At 68.6% G+C, this 19,890-nt stretch carries 17 protein-coding genes; all 17 read left to right on the plus strand.

The genetic code is table 11. From position 1 onward, the window contains the following. Nucleotides 1-50: 50 nt before the first annotated feature. A complete protein-coding gene (pyrH, locus tag ACK4SG_RS02515) occupies nt 51-773 on the plus strand; it encodes a UMP kinase (RefSeq protein ID WP_409599356.1) in 723 nt (240 codons plus the stop codon). A gap of 53 nt (nt 774-826) precedes the next feature. Beyond that, nucleotides 827-1,741: a cation diffusion facilitator family transporter gene (locus ACK4SG_RS02520; RefSeq protein WP_409599358.1), complete on the plus strand. Its 915-nt coding sequence runs from the start codon at nt 827-829 to the stop codon at nt 1,739-1,741. A 54-nt stretch (nt 1,742-1,795) separates the two neighbouring features. Continuing rightward, nucleotides 1,796-2,353, plus strand: a complete 558-nt coding sequence (gene frr, locus ACK4SG_RS02525; protein WP_409599360.1) for a ribosome recycling factor — start codon at nt 1,796-1,798, stop codon at nt 2,351-2,353. A gap of 58 nt (nt 2,354-2,411) precedes the next feature. After that, on the plus strand, nt 2,412-3,191 hold the full coding sequence (uppS, locus tag ACK4SG_RS02530) for a polyprenyl diphosphate synthase (protein WP_409599362.1): 780 nt from the start codon (nt 2,412-2,414) through the stop codon (nt 3,189-3,191). Continuing rightward, entirely contained in the window at nt 3,188-4,039 is an 852-nt protein-coding gene (locus tag ACK4SG_RS02535; RefSeq protein WP_409599364.1) for a phosphatidate cytidylyltransferase, read from the plus strand. Before uppS ends, ACK4SG_RS02535 begins: the two co-directional genes overlap by 4 nt. A gap of 2 nt (nt 4,040-4,041) precedes the next feature. Beyond that, nucleotides 4,042-5,220, plus strand: a complete 1,179-nt coding sequence (gene dxr, locus ACK4SG_RS02540) for a 1-deoxy-D-xylulose-5-phosphate reductoisomerase (protein WP_409599366.1) — start codon at nt 4,042-4,044, stop codon at nt 5,218-5,220. Next, the gene (rseP, locus tag ACK4SG_RS02545) at nt 5,217-6,575 is read left to right on the plus strand and encodes an RIP metalloprotease RseP (RefSeq protein WP_409599368.1); all 1,359 of its coding nucleotides are present in this window, start codon (nt 5,217-5,219) and stop codon (nt 6,573-6,575) included. The genes dxr and rseP overlap by 4 nt, the downstream gene beginning before the upstream one ends. A gap of 104 nt (nt 6,576-6,679) precedes the next feature. Next, nucleotides 6,680-9,145 (plus strand): outer membrane protein assembly factor BamA, encoded by a 2,466-nt coding sequence (bamA, locus tag ACK4SG_RS02550; RefSeq protein WP_409599370.1) that lies wholly within the window; start codon nt 6,680-6,682, stop codon nt 9,143-9,145. Between the two features lie 13 nt (nt 9,146-9,158). Further along, nucleotides 9,159-10,178: a UDP-3-O-(3-hydroxymyristoyl)glucosamine N-acyltransferase gene (lpxD, locus tag ACK4SG_RS02555; RefSeq protein ID WP_409599372.1), complete on the plus strand. Its 1,020-nt coding sequence runs from the start codon at nt 9,159-9,161 to the stop codon at nt 10,176-10,178. After that, nucleotides 10,175-10,642, plus strand: a complete 468-nt coding sequence (fabZ, locus tag ACK4SG_RS02560; protein WP_409599374.1) for a 3-hydroxyacyl-ACP dehydratase FabZ — start codon at nt 10,175-10,177, stop codon at nt 10,640-10,642. Before lpxD ends, fabZ begins: the two co-directional genes overlap by 4 nt. Nucleotides 10,643-10,650: 8 nt before the next feature. Further along, nucleotides 10,651-11,436 carry an acyl-ACP--UDP-N-acetylglucosamine O-acyltransferase gene (gene lpxA, locus ACK4SG_RS02565; RefSeq protein WP_409599376.1) on the plus strand — a complete coding sequence of 262 codons (786 nt, stop codon included), beginning with the start codon at nt 10,651-10,653 and terminating at the stop codon, nt 11,434-11,436. Between the two features lie 121 nt (nt 11,437-11,557). Next, nucleotides 11,558-12,754 carry a lipid-A-disaccharide synthase gene (gene lpxB / locus ACK4SG_RS02570; RefSeq protein ID WP_409599378.1) on the plus strand — a complete coding sequence of 399 codons (1,197 nt, stop codon included), beginning with the start codon at nt 11,558-11,560 and terminating at the stop codon, nt 12,752-12,754. Next, complete coding sequence (locus ACK4SG_RS02575; protein WP_409599380.1) at nt 12,751-13,359, plus strand: ribonuclease HII; 609 nt, start codon at nt 12,751-12,753, stop codon at nt 13,357-13,359. Before lpxB ends, ACK4SG_RS02575 begins: the two co-directional genes overlap by 4 nt. A gap of 83 nt (nt 13,360-13,442) precedes the next feature. Beyond that, nucleotides 13,443-17,018 (plus strand): DNA polymerase III subunit alpha, encoded by a 3,576-nt coding sequence (dnaE, locus tag ACK4SG_RS02580; RefSeq protein ID WP_409599382.1) that lies wholly within the window; start codon nt 13,443-13,445, stop codon nt 17,016-17,018. A 51-nt stretch (nt 17,019-17,069) separates the two neighbouring features. Then, a complete protein-coding gene (locus tag ACK4SG_RS02585) occupies nt 17,070-18,029 on the plus strand; it encodes an acetyl-CoA carboxylase carboxyltransferase subunit alpha (RefSeq protein ID WP_409599384.1) in 960 nt (319 codons plus the stop codon). Between the two features lie 221 nt (nt 18,030-18,250). Beyond that, entirely contained in the window at nt 18,251-18,544 is a 294-nt protein-coding gene (locus tag ACK4SG_RS02590; RefSeq protein ID WP_409599386.1) for a hypothetical protein, read from the plus strand. A 52-nt stretch (nt 18,545-18,596) separates the two neighbouring features. Continuing rightward, a complete protein-coding gene (tilS, locus tag ACK4SG_RS02595) occupies nt 18,597-19,889 on the plus strand; it encodes a tRNA lysidine(34) synthetase TilS (protein ID WP_409599717.1) in 1,293 nt (430 codons plus the stop codon). Nucleotide 19,890 lies beyond the last annotated feature (1 nt).

Genomic DNA, 19,890 nt, shown 5'->3' on the forward strand with positions numbered 1-19,890 from the left:
CACGCGGGGTTTCCGCTAGAATTGGTGGGTTTCCATCGCCCGGTGCCGCCATGTCCAACCTCGTCTATCGCCGCGTCCTGCTGAAACTGTCCGGCGAGGCGCTGATGGGGGACGAGGACTATGGCATCGACCCGAAAGTCCTGAACCGATTGGCGCGCGAGGTGATCGAAGCGCGCGATGCGGGCGCCGAGGTGGCGCTGGTGATCGGCGGCGGCAATATTTTCCGCGGCGCCGGGCTGGCCGCCAGCGGCATGGACCGGGTCACCGGCGATCACATGGGCATGCTGGCCACGGTCATCAATGCGCTGGCCATGCAGGACGCGCTGGAAAAGCTTGGCGGCAAATGCCGGGTGATGAGCGCGATCAAGATCAACGACGTCTGCGAGGATTACATCCGCCGCCGCGCCGTGCGCCATCTCGAGAAGGGCCGGATCTGCATCTTCGCGGCCGGCGTGGGCAGCCCGTTCTTCACCACCGACTCCGGCGCCGCGCTGCGCGCCATCGAGGTGGGCGCCGACCTGCTGCTCAAGGCGACCAAGGTGGACGGCGTGTATGACAAGGACCCGAAGAAGCATCCGGACGCGGTCAAGCTGGACACCCTGAGCTATGACGAGGTCATCGCCCGCAATCTGCAAGTGATGGACACCGCCGCCTTCGCCCTCTGCCGCGATGCCCGCATGCCGCTGCGCGTTTTCGACATGGCGCAGCCTGGCGTACTCCTGCGGATCCTGCGCGGCGAGCCGATCGGCACCCTGGTCCGCGCCCACAACTGACCCGTGAGGGCGTTGTTATTGTGTCCGCGCCGGCGCGCGGGCACGCTTTCCACATGCACGCACACCACCACGACAGTACCCGCGCGTTCGCCTGGGTGACCCTGATCAACCTGGCCTACACCGCGCTGGAAGCGGGCTACGGCATTGCAACCGACTCGCTGGCATTGCTGTCGGACGCACTGCACAACTTCGGCGACGTGCTTGGCCTGGGGCTTGCCTGGGGCGCGGCCGCGCTGGCCAAGCGCCCGCCCAGCAGCCGGCATACCTACGGCTGGCGCCGCGCCACCCTGCTTTCGCCGCTGGCCAATGCGATGCTGCTGGTCACGTTCTCTGGCGCGCTGGCTTGGGAAGCGGTCCGGCGGTTCGCGCACCCCCCCGAGGTCCCAGGCATACCGGTGATGGTCGTGGCGGTGATCGGCATCGCCATCAACCTCGGCGCCGCGTGGCTGGTCCGGGGCGGGCATGCGGACGACCTCAACCGCCGCGGCGCTTTCCTGCACCTGGTGGCCGACGCCGCGGTATCGCTGGCGGCGGTGCTGGCCGGCGCCGGCATCTGGTGGCTGGGCTGGGTCTGGCTGGACCCGGCCACCGCACTGCTGGTGGCCGTCGTGGTGGCCTTCAGCGCGTTTGGCCTGCTGCGTGACGCCTTCGATGCGGCGATGGACGCGGTTCCGCGCGGGATCGACCGGAGCGAAGTCCAGGCATGGCTGGCCGCCCAATCCGGGGTGTCCTCGGTACACCACCTGCACATCTGGTCGCTGGGTGCGGGCGGGATCGCCCTGACCGCGCACCTCGTACGCCGGGCCGACGACGGGCAGGATGCCTTCATCGAACGTCTGACCCGGGAGCTGGACGACCGTTTCGGTATCAACCACCCCACCCTGCAGGTCGAACGCGATGAGGATGCCACCCACCAGTGCCCGCAGGCGCCATCGACCGACCCGCAGCACGTCCATACGCACGACTGACGCCGCCTCCGCTCGCTTATAATCCGGTGGTTATCCAATCCCCGGAGCTAGTCGATGCTGAACGAGATCAAGAAAGACGCGCAGGCCCGCATGGCCAAGAGCATCGAGGCGCTGCGCCACAACCTGGTCAAGATCCGCACCGGCCGCGCTTCCACCGGCCTGGTGGACACGATCCGGGTGGTCGCCTACGGCAGCGAAGTGCCGCTGTCCCAGGTGGCCAGCGTGTCGGTGGCGGACGCCCGCTCGCTGGTCATCACGCCGTGGGACAAGACCGTGGTCGGCGCCATCGAGAAAGCCATCCTGGCCTCCGATCTGGGCCTGACCCCGAACACCGCCGGCACCACCATCCGCCTGAACCTGCCCGCGCTCACCGAGGAACGTCGTCGCGACTTGGGCAAAGTGGTGCACGGCGAGGGCGAGGATGCCAAGGTGGCCATCCGCAATATCCGCCGCGACGCCAACCATCAGGTGAAGGAATTGCTGAAGGACAAGCAGATCACCGAGGACGAGAGCGCGCGGACCGAGGCCGAGATCCAGAAGATCACCGACGCCGCGATCAAGGACGTGGACGAGGTGGTCAAGGCCAAGGAAGCCGAGCTGATGGCGGTTTGACCGCGGTGGCAAACGACTCCATCGCTCCGCCCGGGTGCGGGCAGCCGCGTTGAACGGCATGACCGTCCCCGGGGACACCGTGCCTGTGCCTGCCGCCAGCGGCGACGTGCCGCGCCATGTCGCCATCGTCATGGACGGCAACGGCCGCTGGGCCCAGCAGCGCCACCGCCCCCGCCTTGTCGGGCACCGCGCAGGTGCCCGCGCGGTGAAGCGCAGCGTGGAGTTCTGCCTGCAGAAAGGGATCGGCGCACTGACGCTGTTCGCGTTCTCCAGCGAGAACTGGAACCGCCCGGCCGAGGAGGTTGGCGGCCTGATGAAGCTGTTCCTCGGCGCACTGGAGCGGGAAGTGGAGGAATTGCACCGGTTGGGCGCGCGGCTGCGCTTCATCGGCGAGCGTGGACGCTTCGACGATCGGCTGCTGGCGCGGATGCAGGCCGCCGAAACCCTGACCGCCGGCAACACCCGCCTGCACCTGAACATCGCCGCCAGCTACGGCGGCCGCCAGGACATCGTCCACGCCGCGCGCGCGCTGGCCGAGGAGGTCGCAGCGGGGCGCCTGCGTCCCGGGCAGATCGACGAGCGCGCGCTGGGGCGCCACATGGCACTGGCCGACCTGCCTGCGCCCGACCTCTTCATCCGCACCGGCGGCGAATTGCGGATCAGCAATTTCCTGCTGTGGCAACTTGCCTATACCGAACTCTGGTTCACCGATGCACTGTGGCCCGACGTCGACGCGGCGGTGCTGCAGGCCGCGCTGGATGATTACGCGCGACGCGAACGCCGCTTCGGTCTGACCAGCGCTCAGGTGGGCCATCCCGCACCCGGAGGACCAACGTGACCAAGACCCGCATCCTGGCCGCCCTGGTCATGGCCCCGGCCGCCATCGGCGCCGTCCTGCTGTTGCCCACCGCCTGGCTGATGCTGCTCAGTGCGGTAGTGTTCCTGGCTGCACTGTGGGAGTGGCTGAAACTGGCCGGCATCGACGACACGCTGGCGCGCAGCATCCTGCTGACCTGCAACCTCGCCCTGATGGTCGCCCTGGTCTGGGGGTCGCGCTCGCCGCACGCCGGCTCCTTGCCGCTGTTCCAACTGGCCGTGGTGCTGGGGGTCGCATGGTGGCTGCTGGCCCTGCTGTGGCTGCGCCATTATGACTTCGCCTCCCACCACGACAGCAACGCACGGATCTTCAAGCTTGCCGCCGGTACCGCGGCGGTGGTGCCGGCCTGGTGCGCACTGGGCCTGATCCATGCCAGTACGCCCCACGGGCACCGCTGGCTGCTGCTGGCGCTGGCGCTGGTATGGGCCGCCGACAGCGGCGCGTATTTCACGGGGCGCCGGTTCGGCGGCCAGTGGTTCGGCGGCCGCAAGCTGGCACCTCGGATCAGCCCCAACAAGACCCTGGAAGGCGTCGCCGGCGGCGTTGGCCTCGCCATGGTGATTGGCGTCATCGGTGCGCTGCTGATCGGCGCGCGTCCGGGCCAGCTGCCTGCGGTGGCACTGGTGGCAGCGTTCACCGTGCTGTTCTCGGTGGCAGGCGACCTGCTGGAAAGCCTGCTCAAGCGCCATGCCGGCGCCAAGGACTCCGGCACGCTGATCCCCGGCCACGGCGGCGTGCTGGACCGGATCGACAGCGTGCTGGCGGCGTTGCCGGTGTTCGCCCTCGGCAAGATCTGGCTGGGATTCTGACCATGCAACGGGTCGCAGTTCTGGGCGCTACCGGTTCCATCGGCACGTCCGCGCTGGACGTCATCGCACGCCATCCGGACGCTTTGCGCGCCAGCGTGCTGGCCGCCGGGCGCAATGTCGAGGCGCTGCTGGCGCTATGCCACGCGCATCGCCCCGAGCACGCGGTGGTGGCCGATCCCGCCGGCTACGCCGCCCTGCGCGACGGCCTGCGCGCGGCCGGCCTGCCCACGCAGGCGCACGCCGGCGGCGAGGCGCTGGACGCACTGGTGGCGGGCGACGCCTGCGACACGGTGGTGGCCGCGATCGTCGGTGCCGCCGGCCTGCCGTCCACCCTGGCAGCCGCCCGCGCCGGCAAGCGCCTGCTACTGGCGAACAAGGAATCGCTGGTGCTGGCCGGCGAGCTGTTGATGCGGGAGGCCCGCGCGCACGACGCCACCATCGTGCCGATCGACAGCGAGCACAACGCGATCTTCCAGTGCCTGGCCGACGGCAATCCGCCGGCACGCATCACCCTGACCGCCTCTGGCGGGCCGTTCCGCGGCTGGACCCGTACCGCACTGTCGGCGGTCACGCCGGCGCAGGCCGTCGCGCATCCCAAATGGTCGATGGGGCCCAAAATTTCCGTCGACTCCGCCACCCTGATGAACAAGGGCCTGGAGGTCATCGAGGCCCACCACCTGTTCGCAGTGCCGGCCGATGCCATCCGCGTGCTGGTGCATCCGCAGTCGCTGGTGCATTCGCTGGTGGACTTCGCCGATGGCAGCACGCTTGCGCAACTGGGGTTGCCGGACATGCGCACCGCACTGGCGGTGGGGCTGGGCTGGCCGCGCCGGATCGCCTCCGGCGTTGGCGCGCTGGACCTGCTGGCGCAGGGCGGCAGGCTCGACTTCGAAGCGCCGGACCTTGCGGCCTTCCCTTGCCTGGCACTTGCCTTCGCCGCGATGGCGGCGGGCGGCACCGCGCCCGCCGTGCTCAACGCCGCCAACGAAGAGGCGGTTTCAGCCTTCCTTCAGGGCCGGATCGCTTTTCTGGACATCCCCGACACCGTATCCGCGACGCTCGACGCCATGCCACCGCAGCCCGCCGACACACTGCAAACGCTGCTGGCGGCGGATGCCAGGGCGCGTGACATCGCCCGGAACCGCATTGCCACCTTGCCCCTCCCTGCCGGCCATTCATGAGCACGTTCCTCGGTTCCCTGTGGTGGTTGCTGGTCGCCCTGGGCGTGCTGGTGACCTTCCATGAATTCGGCCACTTCTGGGTGGCGCGCCGCTGCGGCGTGAAAGTGCTGCGGTTCTCGGTGGGCTTCGGCAAGCCGCTGTGGTCGTGGCACGGCAAGGACGGCACCGAGTACGTCATCGCCGCGATTCCGCTGGGCGGCTACGTGCGGATGCTGGACGAGCGCGAGGGCGAGGTTCCCGCACACCAGCTGCCGCTGGCCTTCAACCGCAAGCCCGTCCTGCAGCGGATGGCGATCGTCGCGGCCGGGCCGCTGGCCAACCTGCTGCTGGCGTTCGGCCTGCTCTGGGCCATGCTGGTGATCGGACGGCCCGACTATGCGCCGGTGGTCGGGGTGGCCCGCGGCATCGCCGCCGAGGCCGGCTTGCAACCGGGCGACCGCATCCTGGCCGTGGGCGAACGGCAGACACCGACCTGGAGCGAGCTGGGCATGGCGCTGTCGGTGGCCGCGCTGGATCGCCAGCCGGTCACGCTGCAGGTGCAGCGCGCAGAAGGGGGCAGGATCGACCGCCAGCTGCCGCTGCAGCGCTTGCCCCGCGACACGGATGAGCTGCGCGCACTCGCCGGGATCGGCCTGGTGCCGCGCCACCTGCTGCTGCCGGCGCTGGTGGGCAGCGTGGGCGAGGGCACGCCGGCCTGGGGCAAGCTGGCCGAAGGGGATCGCATCACCGCCATCGATGCCCACCCTGTCTCCAGCTTCGAGGACATCGCGCCACTGGTCGCACGGCTGGGCGAGCGCGGTGGTCCGGGCATGGTCGAGGTGGAACGCGACGGCGAACGCCTGGCGCTGGAGCTGACGCCCAAGCGTATTGCCGGCGATGGCGGCCAGCCCCACTGGATTCTGGGCATCACCAACGCGGCCGCTGGCACCCCTCCGCACGATGCCGTGCTGCGGCTGTCGCCACTGGCCGCCATTCCGGCCGCCGTGCGCGAGACCGGTTTCCAGGTCAGGCAGTTGATCGGGATGATCGGCCGCGCCGTCTCCGGCCAGGTTTCGGTGCAGAACACGGTATCCGGCCCGCTGACCATCGCCCGGGCCGCCAACGACTTTGCCCAGCGCGGGCCGGCCTGGTTCCTGAACTTCCTGGCCCTGCTGTCGGTCAGCCTGGCGTTGATCAACCTGCTGCCCATCCCCGTCTTGGACGGGGGTCACCTGCTGTATTACCTTATCGAGCTGGTCATCCGCCGCCCCCTGGGCGAGCGGGCGCTGGCCGTTGGCCAGTACATCGGCCTTGCGATGATCGCAGGGTTGATGGGCTTGGCGTTCTACAACGACATCCTGCACCTGGTGTCGTGACCCGCCGCAACACCGCCGATGCCGCCCACCGCGCCGGCTCCCCCCGACATGGCCTTGCCCACGCGAGGCCGGACCAGGCAGCTCGAAAAAACAGGATGTTCCGAATGACCCGACCCTTGCCCCGCCGCCTGCTTACCCTTGCCCTTGCCTCGGCGCTCTCGCTGCCGGCCTGGGGCCAGACGGCCCTGACGCCCTTCACGGTCAGCGACATCCGCATCGACGGCCTGCAGCGCATCGGCGCCGGCACCGTGTTCACCTACCTTCCGGTGGAGCGCGGCGACACCCTGGACCAGGGCAAGGCCGCGGAAGCGCTGCGCGCGCTCTACAAGACCGGCTTCTTCCAGGACGTCCGGTTGGACCGCCAGGGCGGCATCCTAGTGATCACCGTGGTCGAACGCCCGGCGATCAACAAGCTGACCATCAGCGGCAACAAGGATCTCAAGACCGAGGACCTGACCAAGGGCCTGAAGGAAATCGGCCTGGCCGAGGGCGAGACCTTCAACCCGCTCAACCTGGACCGCGTCACCCAGGAGTTGACCCGCCAGTACAACAACCGCGGCAAGTACAACGTGCAGATCACGCCCACGGCGGAACGGCTGGATCGCAACCGCGTCAACCTGACCATCAACATCAAGGAAGGCAAGGCTGCCAAGATCCGCCACATCAACCTGGTGGGCAACGAAACGTTCGCCGAAAAGGACATCACCAAGGCCTGGGAGTCGCACACCAGCAACTGGCTGAGCTGGTACAAGCGCGACGACCAGTACTCGCGCGAGAAGCTCTCCGGCGACATCGAGAAGCTGAATTCCTGGTACCTCGATCGCGGTTTCGTGGACTTCAACCTGGAGTCCACCCAGGTCGCGATCAGCGCCGACCGCAAGGACATGTTCCTCACCGCCGGCATCAGCGAAGGCCAGGCCTACAACTTCGCGGACATCACCGTGTCCGGCGAGACCATCCTGCCCAAGGCCGAGATCGAGACAATGGTCGGCTTCATCAAGCCTGGCAACGTGTTCTCGCGCAGCCTGCTGGAGCTGGCCACCAATGCGATCACTGCACGCCTGGCCAACATCGGTTATGCGTTCGCGCGGGTGAACCCGGTGCCGGCCATCGACCGTGACAAGCGCACCGTGGCGGTGGATTTCCAGGTCCAGCCCGGCCCACGCGTTAACGTGCGCCGGATCGTGTTCAAGGGCAATACCCGCACCGCTGACGTGGTGCTGCGCCGCGAAATGCGCCAGTTCGAGGGCAGCTGGTACTCGCAGGCGGCGATCGACCGCGGCAAGGTTCGCCTGGACCGCCTGGGCTATTTCGAGGAAGTCAGCGTCGATAACGAACCGGTACCGGGCACCGACGACCAGGTGGACGTGGTGTACACGGTCAAGGAAACCACTTCCGGCAGCATCTCCGCCGGCGTCGGCTACTCGCAGCTGTCCGGCGTGAACCTGTCGCTGCAGCTGTCCGAAAACAATTTCCTGGGCACCGGTAACCGCCTCTCCACCGCGGTTACCCGCAGCAGCTACCAGAAACGCTACGATTTCTCGTTCGTAAATCCCTATTTCACCGACGGCGGCGTGTCGTTAGGCTACAACCTGTGGTGGCGCGAGTTTGACTACTCCAGCTTCAACGTCGCCCAGTACTCCACCAACAGCGGCGCCTTCCAGGTATTGCTTGGGGTGCCGCTCAGCGAAAGCGACTCGATTTCGCTGATGCTGGGCGTGGATAGAAACGAAATCCTGGCCTTCGAGGGCTCCACCCCGACACCGCTGGTGGACTACATCAACGCGGTCGGTCAACGCACCTTCCACAGCTGGCGCGCGCAGATCGGTTGGGGACGGGATACCCGCAACAACTACTTCACGCCCGTGGTTGGCGGGACCCAGAGCATTTCGGCGGAAATCGCCCTGCCCGGTTCCACCGTCGAATACTTCAAGCTGCAGTACGACGTGTCCAAGTACTGGCCGTTGAGCCAGGCACTGGTGCTCAAGACCGCGTTGAACCTGGGGTATGGCGACTCCTACGGCAAGACCTTCACCCGCAACATCTGCTTCACCGCACCGACCCTGATCGACACCAACAACGACGGCATCGGCGATACCTATGTCCCGGGCCCGGCCGGCACCGACCCGTGCCTGACCAGCTCGCCCGACTACAAGAAGACAGTCACCGCCAGCGGCCTGCCTTTCTTCGAGAACTTCTATGCGGGCGGCATCGCCTCCAGCGGCAGGGTGCGCGGCTTCATGGACAACACGCTGGGCCCGGTCTACACCTCCAACTTCGGCTATCGCCAGCCACTCGGCGGTTCGGTGCTGGTGGCCGGCTCGGTGGAGACGATCTTCCCCAAGCTGTTCGACAGCCCGTCGGCGCGCGTTTCCGCGTTCCTCGACTTTGGCAACGTCTACAACGGCTACAACAATTTCAGCGCCAGCGAGCTGCGCGCCTCGGCGGGCGTGGCGCTGCTGTGGCGCTCGCCGATGGGCCCGCTGTCGATCAGCTATGCGCTGCCGCTGCGCAAGAAGGACGGCGACCAGATCGAGCGCCTGCAGTTCAACTTCGGCGGCCAGCTCTGACCCGAGCGACGGCATGAGCCTGCCGACGTACACCGCGTCCGAGCTTGCCACGCGCTTCGGGTTGGGCCTGCGTGGCCCCGACCGCACCGTGGATGGCGTCGGCACGCTGGCCGATGCCGGCCCGGCGCAGCTGGCTTTTCTCGCCAACCCGCGCTACCGCAACCAGTTGGCCAACACCCGGGCCGGCGTGGTCGTGGTGCGCGCCGATGATGCCGAAGGGGTGGCGGGCACCGCGCTGATTGCGCGCGATCCGTACGTGGCGTTTGCCCGCATCGCCGCCCTGTTCGAGCGCAAGCCTTCGCACGCCCCGGGCATCCACCCGACGGCGTTCGTCGATCCGGCGGCCATCGTCGATCCGGCGGCCAGCATCGGCCCGCACGCCAGCATCGGCGCCCGTAGCCGCGTCCATGCCGGGGCGGTCATCGGTCCGGGCTGCGTGATCGGCGAGGATTGCGAAGTCGGCGAGGATTGCGAGCTGCAGGCGCGGGTGACGCTGCTGACCCGCGTCCGCCTGGGCAAGCGGGTGCGGATCCTGCCCGGCGCGGTCCTGGGCGCAGCGGGCTTTGGCCTGGCGATGGACGCAGGCCACTGGATCAACGTGCCACAGCTGGGCGGCGTGGTGATCGGCGACGATTGCGAAATCGGCGCCAATACCACCATCGACCGCGGCGCGCTGGGCGATACCGTGCTGGAAGAGGACGTGCGCCTGGACAACCAGATCCAGATCGGCCACAACGTCCACATCGGCGCGCATACGGCCATGGCCGGCTGCTCCGCGGTGGCCGGCAGTGCCAGGATCGGCCGGTACTGCCTGATCGGCGGCGGCGCCGGCATCCTGGGCCACCTGGAAGTCTGCGACCGCGTGGTGGTCACCGCGATGTCGCTGGTCACCCACGCCATCCGCCAGCCCGGCGAGTATTCTTCGGGCACGCCGTTGATGGACAATCGCAGCTGGCGCAAGAGTGCCGCCCGCTTCAAGCAACTCGACCGCATCGCCCGGCGCAGCCCGGACGGCGGCAAGGATTACGAATGAACGATGCATCCGCCCCCGTGCAACTGCCGGTCACCAGCAGCGAGATCGAGCATCTGCTCCCGCACCGCTATCCGTTCCTGCTGGTCGATCGCGTGGTCGAGTTCGAAAAGGACACGCGCGTGCTGGCCTACAAGAACGTCAGCTACAACGAGCCTTTCTTCAACGGCCACTTCCCCGGCCACAAGGTGATGCCGGGCGTGCTGGTGGTGGAAGCCCTGGCCCAGGCGGGCGGGCTGCTGACCCAGCTCTCGCGCGACCCGGGCGCCGGTGACGGCCAGATCTTCTATCTGGTCAAGGTGGATAACGCCAAGTTCACCCGCATGGTGGTGCCGGGTGACCGGCTGGAGCTGGAGGTGGTGCTCAAGCGCCGCATCCGCAACATGGCCCAATACGCCGGCATCGCCCGCGTGGACGGCGAGCAGGCTGCCTGTGCCGAAATCCTGTGCGCGGCTGCGCGCAACTGACCCCCAAAATGGATACCGGCCTCATTCATCGCACCGCTGTCATCCATCCCGGCGCCCGCCTGGGTGCGGGCGTGGAAGTGGGGGCTTATGCGGTGATCGGCGATGCCGTGGAAATCGGCGATGGCACCCGGATCGGCCCGCACTGCATCATCGATGGCCCCACCCGGATCGGCCGCGACAATGTGATCCACGGCCATGCCGCCATCGGTGGCGAGCCGCAGGACAAGAAATACCGCGGCGAACGGGTGGCGCTGGAGATCGGCGACGGCAACGTGATCCGCGAGTTCGTCACCATCAACCGCGGCACCGGCGACGGCGGCGGCATCACCCGCGTCGGCAGCCGCAACTGGATTCTGGCCTACTGCCATATCGCGCACGATTGCATCGTCGGTGACGACTGCGTGTTTTCCAACAACGCCACACTCGCAGGCCATGTGAGCGTAGGCAATCACGTCATCCTCAGCGGCTTTGCCGGGGTCCATCAGTTCTGCCGGATCGGCGCCCACGCCTTCATCGGCATGGGCGCCTTCGTCAACGGCGACGTGCCGCCCTACCTGATGGTGGCGCAGGAAAAGTACGCGCGCCCGCGCGGCATCAATGCCGAAGGCCTGAAGCGCCGCGGCTTCGACGCCCCCCGCATCGCCGCGATCAAGCGCGCCTACCGCGCGCTGTACATGGGTGAGGCGAAGCTGGACGAGGCCAAGGCGGAGATCGCCGGGATCGCCACCACCAGCGACGATGTACGCGCATTCCTCGAGTTCATCGACGCCGGCGAGCGGCCGTTGCTGCGGTGAGTCTGGCCGGGCTTGCCGCAAGAAGGGACGTAGCTGCAAGGCGCAACACAACCCGCGCCACGGCGGGGGCAGGGGCGCGTCCCGATAAAGCGGATAACGTGGAGTGCGCTCGTGTAAGCGAATGCATCCGGATGCCCCCTTGCCGCCGCAGCGACGCGACCCCGAAGCGAAACTGCCCATGACGCCACGTATCGCGCTCTGCGCCGGCGAAACCTCCGGCGACCAGCTTGGCGCCGGCCTGGTCGGGGCCTTGCGCGAACGTTTTCCGGATGCACAGTTCGCCGGAATCGGCGCTGATGGCATGCGCGCCGCTGGCGTGGACACCTGGTGGGATGCCAGCGAACTGGCGGTGATGGGGCTGGCCGAGGTGCTGACGCACCTGCCGCGCCTGCTGAAGCTGCGCAAGGCCTTCCGCCAGCGCGTACTGGAGTGGAAGCCCGACGTGTTCATCGGCATCGACGCCCCCGACTTCAACCTGGGCGTGGAGCGCTGGCTGAAACAACGCGGCGTGCGCACCGTCCACGACGTCAGCCCCTCGGTCTGGGCGTGGCGGGAACACCGCGCGGCGAAGATCGGCGAAAGCGCCGATCGCGTGCTCTGCCTGTTCCCGATGGAGCCCCCGATCTACGCGAAGCACGGCGTGGATGCCACATTCATCGGCCACCCGCTGGCCGATGCGATCCCGCTGCATCCCGACCGCGCCGCCGCGCGCGCCGCGCTCGGCGTACCCGGCGATGCGCCGGTCCTGGCGCTGCTGCCCGGGAGCCGGCTGGGCGAAATCCGTCGCATGCTGCCCGACTTCGCCGAGGCCGCCCGCCGGCTGGCGCTGGACGTGCCCGGCCTGCGGGTGCTGGTGCCGGCCGCGAACGCGCAGTGCCGCGCCGCCATCGATGACCTCCTTGGCGATGCGCCCGCGTTCCGTGTCGTCGACGGCCAGGCCCAGCAGATCATGATCGCCGGCGATGCCGTGCTGCTCGCGTCCGGCACCGCCGCGCTGGAAGCCATGCTGTGCAAGCGGCCGATGGTGGTGGGCCACCGCATCGCGCCGCTCACCTACCGCATCGTCCGGCTGTTCGGGCTGCTGAAGTCGCCCCACGTCAGCCTGCCGAACGTGCTGGCCGGCGAAGCCCTGATCCCCGAACTGCTGCAGGACGACTGCACGCCGGACAAGCTGCACGCCGCGCTGCTGCGGTGGTTCCGCGATGCCGAGGCGGGGGCCGCACTGCAGCCACGCTTTTTGGCCCTGCATGAAATCCTGCGCCGCGACGCCTCGCAGCGCGCCGCCGACGCCATCGCCGAGGTGCTGCAATCGCGATGAGCCTGCGCATCGCCGGAATCGACGAAGCCGGACGCGGCCCCCTGGCAGGCCCGCTGGTGGTGGCCGCTGTGGTGTTTCCTCCGGGCCGCACGCCGATCAATGGACTGGACGATTCCAAGGCGCTCACCGAGCGCAAGCGCGAACAGCTCTATCCGCGCATCCTGGAGCGTGCGCTGGCGTGGAAGATCGTGTTCGTCGAGGCCGACGAGATCGACCGCCGCAACATCTTCCAGGCCACGATGCACGGCATGCGTGAGGCCCTGCTGGGCGTGGCCCACGCCGCGGACTGCGCGCGCATCGACGGCAACCGCCTGCCGAAGGACCTGCCCTGCCCGGCCGAGGCCTGGGTGGGCGGCGATGCCCGCGACCGCAGCATCATGGCGGCCTCGATCCTCGCCAAGGTCGCCCGCGATGCGCGCATGCGGGATCTGCACGCGCAGTATCCGCAGTACGGCTTCGACCGCCACAAGGGCTACCCCAGCCCGGCCCATCTGGACGCGCTGCGCCGCCATGGGCCCTGCCCGCAGCATCGGCGCAGCTTCGCTCCTGTCCGCGCCGCGTTGGCGGCAACGCCAGTGCAAGCCGTTCTGCCCGGATTCCCCTGAGGCGGGCGGACATCGCGCCCCTGTCAAGCCTTGCCGGCCACGCCCCCCGGCCCTACCCTGCGGCTTCAACACGCGACCCTGCGATGCCCGCACGCTTCGTCCACCTGCACCTGCATACCGAGTTCTCGCTCGTGGATTCCACCATCCGCGTGCCCGAGAAGCCCGACTATGCGCGCCCGGAAAAAGCCGGCGACCGGCCCAACCTGCTCAGCCGCGCGGTGGAACTGCAGCTTCCGGCATTGGCCGTCACCGACCGCAACAACCTGTTCGCGCTGGTGAAGTTCTACAAAGCGGCCGAGAGCGTGGGCATCAAGCCCATCGCCGGTGCCGACGTGCTGGTGGCCGATGGTGGCGATGCCCCCTCGCTGCTTACCTTGTTGTGCCGCGACCGCACCGGCTACCTCAGCCTGTCGCGCCTGCTCAGCCGGGCCTGGTTGGAGGGCCAGCGCGGCGACTGCGTGGCGATCGAACCGGAATGGCTGCGCGAGGATCACGCCGGGCTGTTCGCGATCGCCGGCCGCCAGAGCCTGGCCGGCCGGCTGGCGCTGGCCAACCGGCACGACGTCGCCGAGGCGCAGCTGGCCGAATGGCGGCGGGTGTTCGGCGAGGACCTGCATCTGGAGCTGACCCGCACCGGTCGCGACGGCGAGGAGGCGTTCAACCGCTTCGCCCTGCACGCCTCCGCCAAGCTGGGCCTGCCGGTGGTGGCCAGCAACGACGTGCGCTTTCTCGATGCCGCCGGTTTCGACGCCCACGAGGCACGGGTGTGCATCGCCAGCGGACGCACCCTGGACGACCCGCGCCGGCCGCGCGACTACAGCGCCCAGCAATACCTGCGCTCGGCCGACGAGATGGCCACGCTGTTCGCCGACGTGCCGGACGCACTCGACAACACCGTGGCACTCGCGCAGCGCTGCAACATCCAGCTGCAGCTGGGCACCTACTTCCTGCCCGCCTACCCGGTGCCGTCCGACGAGACACTGGAAAGCTGGATCCGCAAGCAGGCGCGCGAAGGGCTGGACGCGCGGCTGGCCCGTCATCCACTGGCACCCGGCAAGACCCGCGAAGACTACGACGCCCGGCTGGAATTCGAGCTGGACACCATCTGCAAGATGGGCTTCCCCGGCTACTTCCTGATCGTGGCTGACTTCATCCAGTGGGGTAAGCAGCAAGGTATCCCGATCGGCCCCGGCCGCGGCTCCGGTGCCGGCTCGCTGGTGGCGTGGGCGCTGCAGATCACCGACCTCGACCCGCTGCCCTACAACCTGCTGTTCGAGCGCTTCCTCAACCCGGAACGCGTGTCGATGCCGGACTTCGACATCGACTTCTGCATGGACCGGCGCGACGAGGTGATCGAGTACGTCGCGCGCAAGTACGGCCGCGACCGCGTCAGCCAGATCATCACCTACGGCACCATGGCGGCCAAGGCGGTGCTGCGCGACACCGGCCGCGTGCTGGGCTTCGGCTACGGCATGGTGGACGGCATCGCCAAGCTCATCCCCAACATCCTGGGCATCTCGCTGAAAGACGCGATGGGCAAGGGCAAGGGCGGCATGGACGGCGAGATGGCCTCGCCCGAGCTGATCCAGCGCTACCAGACCGAGGACGACGTCCGCGACCTGGTGGACCTGGCCCTGCAGCTGGAGGACCTGACCCGCAACGCCGGCAAGCACGCGGGCGGCGTGGTGATCGCGCCGTCGCCGCTGTCTGATTTCTGCCCGCTGTTTGCCGAACACGACCACGGCACGCTGGGCAAGAACCCGGTCACCCAGTTCGACAAGGACGACGTCGAAGCCGTTGGCCTGGTGAAGTTCGACTTCCTCGGCCTGCGCACGCTGACCATCATCGACTGGGCGGTCAAGGCCATCAACGCGCGCCGTGCGCGCGAAGGGGCCGAGCCGGTGGACATCGCCACCATCCCGCTGGACGACGCCAGCGTCTACCGCGACGTGTTCGCCAACGGCAACACCGGCTCGGTGTTCCAGTTCGAATCCGCCGGCATGCGGCGCGCCCTGAAGGACGCCCGCCCGGACCGCTTCGAGGACCTGATCGCACTGAACGCGCTGTACCGGCCCGGCCCGATGGAGATGATCCCGTCGTTCGTGGCGCGCAAGCACGGCACCGAGGAGTTCGACTACCCCGATCCGCGCACCCGGGACATGCTCCAGGAGACCTACGGCATCATGGTCTACCAGGAGCAGGTCATGCAGATGGCGCAGATCGTCGGCGGCTACTCGCTGGGCGGCGCCGACCTGCTGCGTCGGGCGATGGGCAAGAAGATCCCGGCGGAGATGGCCAAGCACCGCCAGCTGTTCCGCGAGGGCGCGGCCCGCAACGGGGTGGATGAGCGCAAGGCGGATGAAATCTTCGACCTGATGGAGAAGTTCGCCGGCTACGGCTTCAACAAGTCGCACGCCGCCGCGTACTCGCTGGTCGCCTACCAGACCGCCTGGCTGAAGAAGCACTACCCGGCCGAGTTCATGGCGGCCACGCTGTCCAGCGACATGGACAAGACCGAGAAGGTGGTGGCCTTTCTGGACGAGGCCCGCGGCCTCGGCCTGACCGTACTGCCGCCGGACGTGAACGCCTCCGCCTACATGTTCGAGGCCACCGCCCCGGATACCGTCCGCTACGGCCTGGGCGCGGTGAAAGGCGTGGGCCAGGGCGTGTGCGAGGCGATCGTCGCGGCACGCGCCTCGGGCGGCACGTTCAAGGACCTGCTGGACTTCTGCCAGCGCGTATCCGCCGCAGGCCTCAACAAGCGCACGCTGGAAGCACTGATCCATGCCGGCGCGATGGACGCGTTGGCCGTCAATCGCGCCTCGCTGATGCTGCAACTGCCGGAGGCGCTGAAAGCCACCGACCAGATGGCCCGCAACCGCGACGCGGGCATGTACGACATGTTCGGCGCGGGCGGCGGTGGCAGCGAGATCCGGGTGGAGCTGCCGGAAACCACCGAGTGGCCGCTGGCACAGCGGCTGCAGGGCGAGCGCGACACGCTGGGCCATTATCTCAGCGGCCACCCGATGGACCCGTACCGCGAGGACGTGCAGAAGCTGGTCGGCCACGACCTGTCCGCGCTGGACGCGATCTGGGAGGCCGGCTCGCGCAGCAATCGCCCACAGGAAGGTCGCAGCTGGCGTCCGATGGTGCAGACCGTGGTGGCCGGCCAGGTGGTCGGTATTCGCAAGCGCGGCGACTCCCAGGCCTTCGTTCTGCTGGAGGATGGCCGCGGGCGGGTGGAATGCGGCTTCTTCAACGAGCAATGGCAGGAGTTCGCGCCGCTGTTGACCCGCGACCGCATCCTGGTGGTGGAGGGCGGTCTGCGCGAGGACGAGTTCAACGGCGGCTTCGCGCTGCGCGCCACCCGCTGCTGGGACTTCGCGCAGATCTGCAACCAGCAGGCACAACGCATCTCGATCCGCATCGACCTGCGGGTCCCCGGCGCACTGCCGCAGTTCGAGCAGATCCTCAAGACGCATGCCGGGCCGACACCGGTGCTGCTGGAGGCAGCCACCACCGCCGGGATCGGCCGCCTGGTCCTGGACGGGGGCCGCGGCCTGCGGGTGGACGCCGGCCTGCCCGGGCTGTTGCGCAGCCTGCCCGGCGTGAGCACCGTTCACGTGCAATTGGCCCGGCCCTGGGCTGCGGGCGGCTAAGCCGCTCCGTCCGGCTCGGTACGGTGGCCCGGCTGGGATAAACTCGGCAGGATGAACCCGAACTACCTCGATTTCGAGCAGCCCATCGCGGACCTGGAGACCAAAATCCAGGAGCTGCGCCAGGCCAGCAGCGCCCCGGCGGTCAACATCGACGCCGAAGTGCACGCGCTGCAGGAAAAGCTGCGCAAGCGCACCGCGACCATCTTCCGCGACCTGACCCCGTGGCAGGTCTCGCAGCTGGCCCGCCATCCGCAACGGCCCTACACGCTGGATTATCTGCGGGTGATCTGCGATGAGTTCCAGGAACTGGCCGGCGACCGCGCTTTCGCCGACGACCCCGCCATCGTGGGCGGGCTGGCCCGCATCGACGGGCGGGCGCTGCTGGTGGTCGGCCACGAGAAAGGCCGCGACACCAAAACCAAGGTCCGGCGCAACTTCGGCATGCCCAAGCCGGAGGGCTACCGCAAGGCGCTGCGGCTGTTCAAGCTGGCCGAGCGCTTCGGCCTGCCGATTCTCACCTTCATCGACACCCCGGGCGCCTGGCCCGGCATTGATGCCGAAGAACGCGGCCAATCCGAGGCTATCGCCCGCAACCTGCTGGAAATGGCCGAACTGCGCGTGCCGATCGTATGCACGGTGATCGGCGAAGGCGGCAGCGGCGGCGCGCTGGCGATCGGCGTCGGCGATCGCACCCTGATGCTGGAATACAGCACCTACTCCGTCATCAGCCCGGAAGGCTGCGCCTCCATCCTGTGGCGCGATGCCGCCAAGGCCAAGGACGCGGCCGAACAGCTTGGCCTGACCGCCCGCCGGCTGAAAGAACTGGGTCTGATCGACAAAGTCGTGCGCGAACCGATCGGCGGTGCCCACCGCAACCCGGTACAGATGGCCAGGCGCCTGAAAGCCGTGCTGCTGAACGAGCTGGATGCACTGGAAGGCGTGCCCATCGACACCCTGCTGCAACGCCGCTACCAGCGCCTGCGCAGTTACGGCGCCTACGAGACGCATTGAGGAAGCGCCCACTCCGGGCCTGCCCGCACAGGCAGTGATCCACGGATGTCCGAATACGACATGCGTGACGTAATCGCCTGCGCGATGGGGTCGCGGGCCAACCCTCCCTGCTCGGCGCCTGCCGACGTGGCGAGGCGTGCGGTCACTGCATCTGCCTCGCCCACTGCCTTTGCTAGAGTCCAGACGCCGGCAAACCGCCGGTGTCACCGGGGGAGTTATCGATGATCATCAAGCGTATCGATGTGTTGTCCGCAGGCAAGGTCGCAGCCATCATCTCGGCCATGCTCGGCCTGCTGGCCGGAATCCTGATGTTCGTCTTTGGCAGTCTGTTTGGCGCCATGCTGGGGGCAGCGATGGGGCACGGCTATGGCGGCGCGTTTGCCGGTGGGCTCACGGGGCTGATCATCATGCCGATCCTGTATGGGGTCTTCGGGTTCATCGGCGGGGTGATCCAGGCGTTCCTGTACAACCTCGCGGCCGGCTTTGTCGGCGGTATCCGCATCGACGCCGAGTAAGTGCCTTGACGCCGCGCCAGCCGGCGCGGCGTTTCCATCCCCCCCCATGCCCATTTCTACCTTCCACCCACACTGGCAACCCGCCCAACGTCCCGGGCCGGTGCTGGTGGGCTACAGCGGCGGCATGGATTCTTCCGTGCTGCTGCATCTGCTCGCCCAGGATGCGCAACTGCGCCAGCAGGGCCTGCGCGCAGTGCACATCCACCACGGCCTGCATCCGCAGGCCGACGCCTGGGTGGATCACTGCCGGCAGGTCTGCGCAGACTGGGATATTCCGTTGCTCGTCCTGCCGGTGCAGGTCGAGCGTGACAGCCCGCTTGGCCTGGAAGGCGCGGCGCGGCAGGCACGCCATGCCGCCTTCGCGCGGGTATTGGCCGAAGACGAGATCCTGGCCCTGGCGCACCACGCCGACGACCAGGCCGAAACCCTACTCCTGCGCGCCCTGCGTAGTGCAGGCGTGGAGGGGCTGGCAGCGATGCGGCCGTGGCGCAGATATGCACGTGGCTGGCTCTGGCGGCCCCTGCTGGGGCTGCCGCGCGCCTGGCTGGCCGATTACGCCCGGCAGCACGCACTGCGCTGGGTGCATGACCCGGACAATGTCGACACGGCGTTCGACCGGGCCTATCTGCGCCATCGGGTGATGCCCCTGCTGCGGCAGCGCTGGCCACAGGCCGCCTCCCAACTGGCGCGCAGCGCCGCGCTGTGTGCCGAAGGCGCGGATCTGCTGGCAGCGGAAGACGCCACTGCATTGGCAAGTGCGCGGCGGGCGCCGCAGCAGCTTGCAATCGACGCCCTGCTTGCCCTGTCCGCGCCGCGACGCGCGCGCGTGCTGCGCCGCTGGATCGCCGATCTCGGGCTGCCACCGCTGCCCGCGAACGGCATTGCAGGCATCGAACATATGCTGCTTCCCGCACCGCGCGATACACGGGCACGCTTTGACTGGCACGGCGTGCGCATCCAACGCTGGCGGGATCTGCTGCATGCCGACTGGCAGCGCCCGTCACTGCCGCCGCAATGGCAGACCGAGTGGAACGGCCGCACACCGTTGCGGCTGCCCACCGGCGACACGCTGCAACTGACCGGTGCGGACGCGTTCGACACGCCCCTGCGCGTCCACGCGCGCCGCGGCGGCGAACGCCTGCGCCTGCCGGGCCGCGCGCATTCGCACACCCTCAAGCACCTGCTGCAGGCCGCCGACCTGCCGCCGTGGCAGCGCGACCGGCTGCCGCTGCTCTCCGCCGCCGATGGCACGCTGCTGGCCGCCGGCGACACCCTGCTGGCCGCACCGCTGGCCCAGTGGCTGGACGCGCGCGGCGCGCGGCTGGCATGGACGCACCTGGCGTAAA

This window comes from Thermomonas sp. (assembly GCF_046293095.1).
GTDB lineage: Bacteria > Pseudomonadota > Gammaproteobacteria > Xanthomonadales > Xanthomonadaceae > Thermomonas.

Coding starts and splice junctions, on each gene's coding strand:
- pyrH (WP_409599356.1), top strand. CDS start 51: ATGTCCAACCTCGTCTATCGCCGCGTCCTGCTGAAACTGTCCGGCGAG.
- ACK4SG_RS02585 (WP_409599384.1), top strand. CDS start 17,070: ATGAACCCGAACTACCTCGATTTCGAGCAGCCCATCGCGGACCTGGAG.
- frr (WP_409599360.1), top strand. CDS start 1,796: ATGCTGAACGAGATCAAGAAAGACGCGCAGGCCCGCATGGCCAAGAGC.
- lpxD (WP_409599372.1), top strand. CDS start 9,159: ATGAGCCTGCCGACGTACACCGCGTCCGAGCTTGCCACGCGCTTCGGG.
- rseP (WP_409599368.1), top strand. CDS start 5,217: ATGAGCACGTTCCTCGGTTCCCTGTGGTGGTTGCTGGTCGCCCTGGGC.
- fabZ (WP_409599374.1), top strand. CDS start 10,175: ATGAACGATGCATCCGCCCCCGTGCAACTGCCGGTCACCAGCAGCGAG.
- ACK4SG_RS02520 (WP_409599358.1), top strand. CDS start 827: ATGCACGCACACCACCACGACAGTACCCGCGCGTTCGCCTGGGTGACC.
- dnaE (WP_409599382.1), top strand. CDS start 13,443: ATGCCCGCACGCTTCGTCCACCTGCACCTGCATACCGAGTTCTCGCTC.
- dxr (WP_409599366.1), top strand. CDS start 4,042: ATGCAACGGGTCGCAGTTCTGGGCGCTACCGGTTCCATCGGCACGTCC.
- uppS (WP_409599362.1), top strand. CDS start 2,412: ATGACCGTCCCCGGGGACACCGTGCCTGTGCCTGCCGCCAGCGGCGAC.
- lpxB (WP_409599378.1), top strand. CDS start 11,558: ATGCATCCGGATGCCCCCTTGCCGCCGCAGCGACGCGACCCCGAAGCG.
- ACK4SG_RS02590 (WP_409599386.1), top strand. CDS start 18,251: ATGATCATCAAGCGTATCGATGTGTTGTCCGCAGGCAAGGTCGCAGCC.
- ACK4SG_RS02575 (WP_409599380.1), top strand. CDS start 12,751: ATGAGCCTGCGCATCGCCGGAATCGACGAAGCCGGACGCGGCCCCCTG.
- bamA (WP_409599370.1), top strand. CDS start 6,680: ATGACCCGACCCTTGCCCCGCCGCCTGCTTACCCTTGCCCTTGCCTCG.
- lpxA (WP_409599376.1), top strand. CDS start 10,651: ATGGATACCGGCCTCATTCATCGCACCGCTGTCATCCATCCCGGCGCC.